The following is a 9,399-nucleotide window of genomic DNA, read 5'->3' as shown; positions in this document are numbered from 1 at the left end:
TCAGGCGTTGGTACGGCGGTGCTGCCGTTCGTGCGGCGGTCCCGCCGGGAGGGCTCAGTCCTCCTCGGCGCCGTCCTGGCTCTCCCGGGCCGTCGGCGGCTCCGGCTCGGCCGGCCGCTCCGCGGTGGCGTGCCCGGAGACGGGCTTCTCGCCGGTCGGCCCGACGTTCTCCCGGCGCCGCAGGTAGCGCTCGAACTCCCGGGCGATCGCGTCGCCCGAGGCCTCCGGCAGCTCCGCGGTGTCCTGCGCCTCCTCCAGCTGCTGGACGTACTCGGCGACCTCGCTGTCCTCGGCGGCCAGCTGGTCCACGCCCAGCTGCCACGCCCGGGCGTCCTCGCCGAGCTCGCCCGGCGGGATGCGCAGGTCCAGCAGGTCCTCCAGCTTGTTGACCAGCGCCAGGGTGGCCTTCGGGTTCGGCGGCTGCGCGACGTAGTGCGGCACCGCCGCCCACAGCGTCACGGCCGGCACCCCGGCGTGCGTGCACGCCTCCTGGAGCACCCCGACGATCCCGGTCGGGCCCTCGTAGCGGCTCTCCTCCAGCTCCAGCCGGCGGGCCAGCTCCGGGTCCGAGGTGACACCGCTGACCGGCACCGGGCGGCTGTGCGGGGTGTCACCGAGCAGCGCGCCCAGGATCACCACCAGCTCGACGCCCAGCTCGTGCGCGAAGCCGAGCAGCTCGTTGCAGAACGAGCGCCAGCGCATGCTGGGCTCGATGCCGCGGACCAGCACGACGTCCCGGGTGGTCGGCTCGGTGACGCGGATCACCGAGAGCCGGGTGGTGGGCCAGGTGATCCGGCGCACACCGCCGTCCAGCCACACGGTGGGCCGGTTGACCTGGAAGTCGTAGTACTCCTCCGCGTCGAGCGCGGCGAAGACCTTGCCGCCCCAGGTCTCGTCCAGGTGCGCCAGCGCGGCCGAGGCGGCGTCACCCGCGTCGTTCCACCCCTCGAAGGCGCACACCATCACCGGGTCGATCAACTCGGGAACTTCCTCCAGCTCGATCACCCAGCGTCTCCCTCCGGTCGGCGGCCACCGTGCCACCCGGCCGGGAATGCCCGGGTGCCGGCGGTCGGAAGCCGACGGTCGAACCTCTCGTCACCCATGGAACGCCTCGCTCCATGGTCCCTACCTGCCCAGCCTACGGGCTTTGAAGCACCGTTCCGCCGGGCCACCGGGACAGTCTGGGCGAGGGGACGGCCACGATCCAGCGGTTATCCCGGCGGACCTCCGGGGAGCGCCCCGGGTCCGGCCGCGCCCGGGCGGCGGGACGGCGCGATGATGGGTGGTGGGGCCGGGCGCGCAGGGTGTGAGGAGCCGGCGGATGAGCGGATGGCGGTGGACGGCGGCCGGGGCGACCGCGGTGGTGGCGGCGGGGGTCACGGCCGGGCTGGCGGCGGTGCTGGCCGCGGGCCGGCGGCTGCCGGTGGAACACGTCAGCGAGGGCGGGCTCGAACTGGACCGGCCGCCCGACGAGGTCTGGGACGTGCTGACCGCCGTCGACCTCTACCCGACCTGGCGCCCGGGGCTGGCGCACGTCGAGCGGCTGCCCGCCACCGCCGCGGGCCACCCCCGCTGGCGCGAGTACGGCAAGCACGGCCACACCACCTACGAGGTCGTGGAGAGCGCCGCCCCGCACCGCCTGGTGACCGGCATCGCCGACCCGGACCTGCCCTACGGCGGCACCTGGACGTACGTGCTGACGCCGGCGGGCCGGGGCTGCACGCTCACCGTCACCGAGCACGGCGAGGTGTACCAGCCGCTGTACCGGGCCGTCTCCCACTACCTGACCGGCGAGGGCGCCACCGTCCACCGCTACCTGAGCGCGCTCGCCCACCGGATGGCCGCGCCGGAGGCCCCCGCGGAGCCTCAGCGGACCCAGTCGCGCCGGTAGTCGGCCCAGTTCTGCTCGGTGGCGGCGAAGTCCACGTACAGGCCGACGCCGAAGTTCGGCCGCTGCGGGTCCTGCCGGCCCAGGCCCAGCCGGATGCCCCGGATTCCGGCGGTCACCGTCTCGGCGCGGCCCCAGTGGCCCCACTTGTCCTCCCAGTAGAACGGCAGCCCCATCAGCAGGTCGGTCCCCGGCGGGGTGGCCTCCAGGGCGAGTTCGGTCTGGTAGGCGTTGTAGGCGCCGTAGAACCCCTCGGTCGGCATGCTGGAGTCGTAGGTCATCACCGCGATCTGGTCGACCCGGCGGGCGGTGGCGGTGAAGTACTCCTGGTCCCACCACTTGCCGTGGTCGGTGAGCGCGATGGCGATCGTGTGCTGGTAGGGCAGCGGGTCGAGCTGCGGCGCGGCGACGGAGAGTTTCGCGCCACGCCCGGCGGTGACCGGGCGGACCTGGTCGAGCAGGGCGAGCCAGCCGGCGGAGCCGGGCCGGATCGGCTCCATGTCGAAGTGGACGCCGTCGAAGCCGAGGTCCAGGACCTGGCGGGCGGAGGCGGTGACCCGGTCGCGGGTGGCGGCGTCCTCCAGGTCCAGGGCGTCCTTCTCGGGCTTCACCTCGTCGCCGAGCCAGCTCTGCACCCGGATCCCGGGCAGCGCCCGGTGCGCGGCCTCGGTGAACCAGCGCGCCCGGGGGTGCACGGCGGGCGGCAGCGAGCCGTCGTGCTCCAGCGGACCGGTGTGCACATAGAGGTCGCGGACGCCGGTGCCGGCCAGCCGCTCGGCGAGGGCGGCGACGTCCGCGTCACTCTTCCGGCCGTCCACCCACGCGTGGCCGAGCCAGAGTGCGTCACGGCCGCGGCTGCGGGCCTCGGGGGAGGGGTCGCCGACGTACTGCAGGCGCAGCGCGAGCGCCGCCGAGCCGACCGGGACCAGCACCACCGCGAGCGCCGTCAGCGCCACCACCAGGGCCTTGCGCCATCGGGACCAGCCGCGCCAGCGGGTCCTGAGCGCCCGGGCCCGGGCGGCCGCGGCGCTCCCGGTCCGCCGGGCGCCGTCTCGTACCACTGTCCGCATGCTGGTCACCCGGTCGTTCCCCCCTGTTCGGCCGAGCGTTCAGGATACGGAATAGGTGGCCTTCTCCCGGCGGGGGCCGGATACCCTGGCCACGTGCGTCCCCGATTCAGCGGGTTCGCAAAGCCGACAGCCGTCGCACCCAGGGAGAAGCCCCATGGCCATTGCCGCCAGCCCGTCCGTCACCCCGCAGAGCCGCGCGAACGCGCTGCGTGAGGCATTGGCCACCCGGGTGGTGGTCGCCGACGGAGCGATGGGCACCATGCTCCAGGCGCAGGACCCGACGCTGGAGGACTTCCAGAACCTGGAGGGCTGCAACGAGGTCCTCAACCTGACCAGGCCCGACATCGTCCGCTCCGTCCACGACGCCTACTTCGCGGTGGGCGTGGACTGCGTGGAGACCAACACCTTCGGCGCGAACTTCTCCGCGCTCGGCGAGTACGAGATCGCCGACCGGATCTTCGAGCTGTCCGAGGCCGGTGCCCGGCTGGCCCGCGAGGCCGCCGACGCGCACGCCGCCGAGGACGGCCGGACCCGCTGGGTGCTCGGCTCGATCGGCCCCGGCACCAAGCTGCCGACCCTGGGCCACGCCCCGTACGAGGTCCTGCGCGAGGGCTTCCGGGAGAACGCGGCCGGTCTGATCGCCGGCGGCGCGGATGCCCTGCTGGTGGAGACCAGCCAGGACCTGCTGCAGACCAAGGCCGCGATCCTGGGCTCCAAGCAGGCCCTGGCGGACGCGGGCCTGGACCTGCCGGTGCTGGTCCAGGTGACGGTGGAGACCACCGGCACCATGCTGCTCGGCTCGGAGATCGGCGCCGCGCTGACCGCGCTGGAGCCGCTCGGCGTCGACTACATCGGCCTGAACTGCGCCACCGGCCCGGCCGAGATGAGCGAGCACCTGCGCTACCTGGCGAAGAACGCCCGGATCGGCCTGTCCTGCATGCCCAACGCAGGCCTGCCGGTGCTGGGCAAGGACGGCGCGCACTACCCGCTGAGCCCCTCCGAGCTGGCCGACGCGCACGACGTGTTCACCCGCGACTACGGGCTCTCGCTGGTCGGCGGCTGCTGCGGCACCACCCCCGAGCACCTGCGCCAGGTGGTCGAGCGGGTGCAGGGCCGCCCGGTCGCCCCGCGCGAGCCGCGCCCCGAGCCGGCCGCCTCCTCGCTGTACCAGTCGGTGCCGTTCCGCCAGGACACCTCGTACCTGGCGATCGGCGAGCGCACCAACGCCAACGGCTCGAAGAAGTTCCGCGAGTCGATGCTGGCCGGCGACTGGCAGGCCTGTGTGGAGATCGCCCGGGACCAGATCCGGGACGGCTCCCACCTGCTGGACCTCTGCGTGGACTACGTCGGCCGCGACGGCGTCGCCGACATGAAGGAGATCGCCGGCCGGCTGGCCACCGCCTCCACCCTGCCGATCGTGCTGGACTCCACCGAGCCGGAGGTGCTGCGGGCCGGCCTGGAGTCGCTCGGCGGGCGCGCCGTGCTGAACTCGGTGAACTACGAGGACGGCGACGGCCCGGACACCCGCTTCGGCCGGATCGCCTCGCTGGCCCGCGAACACGGCGCCGGCCTGATCGCGCTGACCATCGACGAGGACGGCCAGGCCCGTACTGCCGCCAAGAAGGTCGAGATCGCCGAGCGGCTGATCGCCCAGCTGACCGGGGAGTACGGCGTCGACGAGGGCTCGATCCTGGTCGACTGCCTGGCGTTCACCCTGGGCACCGGGCAGGAGGAGTCGCGCCGGGACGGCATCGAGACCATCGAGGCGATCCGCGAGCTCAAGCGCCGCCACCCGGACGTGCAGACCACCCTCGGCCTGTCCAACATCTCCTTCGGCCTCAGCCCGGCCGCCCGGATGGTGATCAACTCGGTCTTCCTGAACGAGTGCGTCGACGCCGGCCTGGACTCGGCGATCGTGCACGCCTCCAAGATCCTGCCGATGGCGCGGATCCCCGAGGAGCAGCGCGAGGTCGCGCTCGACCTGGTGTACGACCGCCGCAGCGAGGGCTACGACCCGCTGCAGAAGCTGCTGCAGCTGTTCGAGGGCGTCTCCTCGTCCTCGGTCCGGGCCTCCAAGGCGGAGGAGCTGGCCGCGCTGCCGCTGGAGGAGCGGCTCCAGCGGCGGATCATCGACGGCGAGCGGAACGGCCTGGAGGCCGACCTCGACGAGGCGCTGACGGAGCGCCCGGCGCTGGAGATCGTCAACAGCACCCTGCTGGCGGGCATGAAGGTGGTCGGCGAGCTGTTCGGCTCCGGCCAGATGCAGCTGCCGTTCGTGCTCCAGTCGGCCGAGGTGATGAAGACCGCGGTGGCCCACCTGGAGCCGCACATGGAGAAGTCCGACGACGAGGGCAAGGGCACCATCGTGCTGGCCACCGTCAAGGGCGACGTCCACGACATCGGCAAGAACCTGGTCGACATCATCCTGTCCAACAACGGCTACACCGTGGTCAACCTGGGCATCAAGCAGCCGGTCTCGGCGATCCTGGACGCGGCCCAGGAGCACCGGGCGGACGTCATCGGGATGTCCGGACTGCTGGTCAAGTCCACCGTGATCATGAAGGAGAACCTGGAGGAGCTGAACCAGCGCAAGCTGGCGGCCGACTACCCGGTGATCCTCGGCGGCGCCGCGCTGACCCGCGCCTACGTCGAGCAGGACCTGCACGAGATCTACGAGGGCGAGGTCCGCTACGCCCGGGACGCCTTCGAGGGCCTGCGGCTGATGGACGCGCTGATCGCGGTCAAGCGCGGTGTGCCCGGCGCGACCCTGCCGGAGCTCAAGCAGCGCCGGCACGCCCGGGTCGAGGTCGAGGAGCCGGAGGAGGTCAACCTCGGCCAGATCCGCTCCGACGTCGCGGTCGACAACCGGGTGCCGGAGCCGCCGTTCTGGGGCGACCGGATCGTCAAGGGCGTGCCGTTCGCCGACTACTCCTCCTGGCTGGACGAGGACGCGCTGTTCAAGGGGCAGTGGGGCCTCAAGGCGGCCCGCAACGGCGAGGGCCCCTCGTACGAGGAGCTGGTGGAGACCGAGGGCCGGCCGCGGCTGCGGATGTGGCTGGACCGGCTGCAGACCGAGGGCTGGCTGGAGGCGGCGGTCGTCTACGGCTTCTACCCGGCGAACTCCAAGGGCGACGACCTGGTCGTCTTCCACGAGGACGGCAGCGAGCGGACCCGCTTCACCTTCCCGCGCCAGCGGCGCGGGCGCCGGCTCTGCCTGGCCGACTTCTTCCGTCCGGAGGAGTCCGGGGTCCGCGACGTGCTCGGCCTCCAGGTGGTCACCATGGGCAACCGGATCTCCGAGGCGGCCAACGAGCTGTTCGCCGACAACTCCTACCGGGACTACCTGGAGCTGCACGGCCTGTCCGTCCAGCTGGCCGAGGCGCTGGCCGAGTTCTGGCACGCCCGGGTCCGCTACGAGCTGGGCTTCGGCGACGAGGACCCGCAGGACGTCAAGGACATGTTCGCGCTCAAGTACCGCGGCGCCCGGTTCTCGCTCGGCTACGGGGCCTGCCCGGAGCTGGAGGACCGCGCCAAGATCGCCGACCTGCTGAAGCCCGAGCGGATCGGCGTGGTGCTCTCCGAGGAGTTCCAGCTGCACCCCGAGCAGTCCACCGACGCGATCGTGATCCACCACCCGGAGGCCAAGTACTTCAACGCCCGGTAATGCCCACGCTGCGCAGCGTTCGCTTCATTCGGGGTCCCCGGGCGTATCCTTGATGATCCTGAACGGGCCGGTCCGCTCAAAAGCGGGCCGGCCTGTGCCATCCCCGGGTCCGATCCGGGCACGGACGGAAGGATCCCGCCAATGACCACCATCTCCACCGCCACCCCGACCCTCGGCCGCGGCGACGACGACCGGGGCCTGCAGGCGGTGCTGCTGGACATGGACGGGACGCTGGTCGACACCGAGGACTTCTGGTGGCAGGCGGAGGCCTCGCTCTTCGCCGAGCTGGGCCACGAGCTGACCGCCGAGGACCGCGCCCAGGTGGTCGGCGGCCCGATGACCCGGGTCATCGACCACCTGCTGGCCAGCACCGGGGTGGACCTCTCGCCGGCCGAGCTGACCGTGCTCATCAACCGGCGCTTCGTCGACCTGCTGGACGGCGGGGTGCCGCTGATGCCGGGCGCCGAGCGGCTGCTCAACACGCTCGCCGCGCACGGGATCCCGGCCGCCCTGGTGTCCGCCTCGCACCGGCACATCATCGACATCGTGCTCCGCTCGCTCGGCGCCGAGCACTTCGCCTTCTCGGTCGCCGGCGACGAGGTGGCCCGCACCAAGCCGCACCCGGACCCGTACCTGGAGGCGGCCCGCCGGCTCGGTGCCGAGCCGGCCCGCTGCGTGGTGGTGGAGGACGCGCCGACCGGGGTGCGGGCCGCCGAGGCGGCCGGCTGTCCGGTGATCGCCGTCCCCTCGGTGGCGCCGATCGAGCCCGCGCCGGGGCGCCTGGTGCTGTCCTCGCTGGAGCAGGTCGATCTGGAGCTGCTGCGCTCCCTGGTCGCCTCGCGGGTGTGATTGTCGTCTCATTGCGGACCGTCGGTACCGACCGGTAAGCGGACGGATCCGGCCGGGCCGGGAGGCTGCCCGGGGAGAAAACGGGCATTGCCTGACAACTCGTAGGAGAGGCCAGTCCAGCGCACCCGCCCGTGTCCCAACTGTCACCTGTGCGGGTATCGGGGGTGTGTGTTCGATATGGCACGCTACTCCAGTTCGTTCCACCCCCCGAGCCCAGGCACCGCCGCTGACGGGCACCCCCGTCGTGCCCGCGGTCGCAGCCCCGCACCCAGAAGGACGCGACCCGTGAAGACTTCCGCTGAACGACTGGCCGTCCTCGGCTGCGCCGGAATCGTGGCCGTTTCGGTGGCCGGCTGCGGCTCGGTGACCGACGCCGTCAAGGGCGAGGGCGACAAGGCGATCACCCTGGGCACCACCGCGACGACCACCGCCCTGGACCCGGCCGTCGCCTACGACGCCGGCTCCTGGCTGCTGCTGCGCAACACCTTCCAGTCGCTGCTGAGCTACCCGGCCGCGTCCAGCGCCCCCACCCCGGACGCCGCCCAGTCCTGCGAGTTCACCGCCGGCGACGCCACCCAGTACCACTGCACGCTCAAGAGCGGGCTGAAGTTCTCCAACGGGCACGCGCTGACCTCCGCGGACGTCGTCCACTCGATCCAGCGGACCCTGAAGATCAACGACGCCAACGGCCCGGCCGGCCTGCTGTCGTCGATCAAGACGGTCGAGGCGGTCAACGACACCGAGGTGCTCTTCCACCTCGCCCAGCCCGACGCCACCCTCCCGGCCAAGCTGGCCGGCCCGGCCGGCGCCATCGTCGACCAGGAGGTCTTCCCGGCCGACAAGGCGCTGTCGAACGACAAGCTGGTCGGCTCCGGCCCGTACAAGATCGACTCGATCGAGGCGACCCCCAAGAGCGGCCCGGCCAAGGTCGTGCTCCTGCCCAACGACAAGTACACGGGCGACGCCAAGCTGCGGAACAAGAAGTTCGTGCTGCGCTACTTCGACAAGCCGACCGACCTCAAGGCCGCGATCGACAACGGCGAGGTCGACCTGGCCGACAACAGCCTGGAGCCGAACACCGCCGCGCAGATCCTCTCCGACCAGCAGGGCGGCAAGACCGACCTGCGCGTCGTCGAGGGCGACAGCAACGACACCCGCTACCTGGTGTTCAACACCAAGGACGCCACCGCCGGCAACGTCGCCGTCCGCCAGGCCGCCGCCCAGCTGGTCGACCGCAAGGCCCTGGCCCGCGACGTCTTCGCGCGCACCGTCCAGCCGCTGTACTCGATGGTCCCGGCCGGCGTCACCGGCCACAACACGGCCTTCTTCGACCGCTACGGCGACCAGGACCCCGCCAAGGCCAAGGCCATCCTCGCCGCCGCCAAGGTGGCCACCCCGGTCAAGCTCAACCTCACCTGGTCGCGCTCGCGGGCCGAGGCCGTCGAGGCCGAGACCCTCAAGAAGCAGCTGGAGGCCGGCGGCCTGTTCCAGGTCACCGTCCAGCAGGAGCCCGACTGGGACGCCTTCAAGAAGGGCTGGAACGAGAGCAAGTACCAGATGTACCTGATCGGCTGGTTCGCGGACTACCCGGACCCGGACAACTACGTCGCGCCGCTGATCGTCGACGGCGGTGCCTACCACCACGGCTGGGACGACCAGCGGATCAGCCAGAAGCTGGTGCCCGACACCCTCAAGCAGACCGACCGGGCCACCGCCAGCAGCCTCTACGGCCAGATCCAGGGCATCGTGGCCGAGAACGCCCCGCTCATCCCGCTGTTCCAGAACAAGGCGTTCTACACCTCCCGGTCCAACATCACCGGCGTGGAGTCGACCGTCGACACCACCGGCTTCTTCCGCTTCTGGGAGATCGGCCGGGTCGGCAAGGGCAAGTGACCCCCGGGGCCGGCGCCCCGAGCACGACGGAGCGG

The 9,399-nt window shown here is 72.1% G+C and carries 6 protein-coding genes; 4 read left to right on the top strand and 2 right to left on the bottom strand.

Going from position 1 to position 9,399, the window contains the following annotated elements; genetic code table 11:
* Positions 1-54: 54 nt before the first annotated feature.
* Complete coding sequence (locus BI06_RS25945) at positions 55-1,005, bottom strand: PAC2 family protein (protein WP_045939655.1); 951 nt, start codon at positions 1,003-1,005, stop codon at positions 55-57.
* 316 nt (positions 1,006-1,321) lie between these two features.
* On the opposite strand from BI06_RS25945, the gene BI06_RS25940 reads away from it, so the two are divergent.
* The gene (locus BI06_RS25940; RefSeq protein ID WP_043471965.1) at positions 1,322-1,891 is read left to right on the top strand and encodes an SRPBCC family protein; all 570 of its coding nucleotides are present in this window, start codon (positions 1,322-1,324) and stop codon (positions 1,889-1,891) included.
* Here the strand turns inward: BI06_RS25940 and BI06_RS25935 are convergent.
* A complete protein-coding gene (locus BI06_RS25935; RefSeq protein WP_078880315.1) occupies positions 1,867-2,958 on the bottom strand; it encodes a glycoside hydrolase family 18 protein in 1,092 nt (363 codons plus the stop codon). The genes BI06_RS25940 and BI06_RS25935 overlap by 25 nt on opposite strands.
* Positions 2,959-3,112: 154 nt before the next feature.
* Here BI06_RS25935 and metH point away from each other — a divergent pair, with 154 nt between their 5' ends.
* The 3 genes from metH to BI06_RS25920 all read left to right on the top strand — a co-directional run bounded on the left by metH (position 3,113) and on the right by BI06_RS25920 (position 9,364).
* Entirely contained in the window at positions 3,113-6,622 is a 3,510-nt protein-coding gene (metH, locus tag BI06_RS25930) for a methionine synthase (protein WP_030395896.1), read from the top strand.
* 141 nt (positions 6,623-6,763) lie between these two features.
* Positions 6,764-7,471, top strand: coding sequence for an HAD family phosphatase (locus BI06_RS25925; protein ID WP_030395897.1), 708 nt, complete (start codon positions 6,764-6,766; stop codon positions 7,469-7,471).
* 285 nt (positions 7,472-7,756) lie between these two features.
* Positions 7,757-9,364: an ABC transporter substrate-binding protein gene (locus BI06_RS25920; protein WP_030395898.1), complete on the top strand. Its 1,608-nt coding sequence runs from the start codon at positions 7,757-7,759 to the stop codon at positions 9,362-9,364.
* Positions 9,365-9,399 lie beyond the last annotated feature (35 nt).

It is taken from the genome of Kitasatospora sp. MBT66 (assembly GCF_000710405.2).
Taxonomy (GTDB): Bacteria; Actinomycetota; Actinomycetes; order Streptomycetales; family Streptomycetaceae; genus Kitasatospora; species Kitasatospora purpeofusca.
The sequence above is the reverse complement of the archived record's forward strand: the minus strand, read 5'-3'. Positions and strand labels throughout refer to the sequence as shown.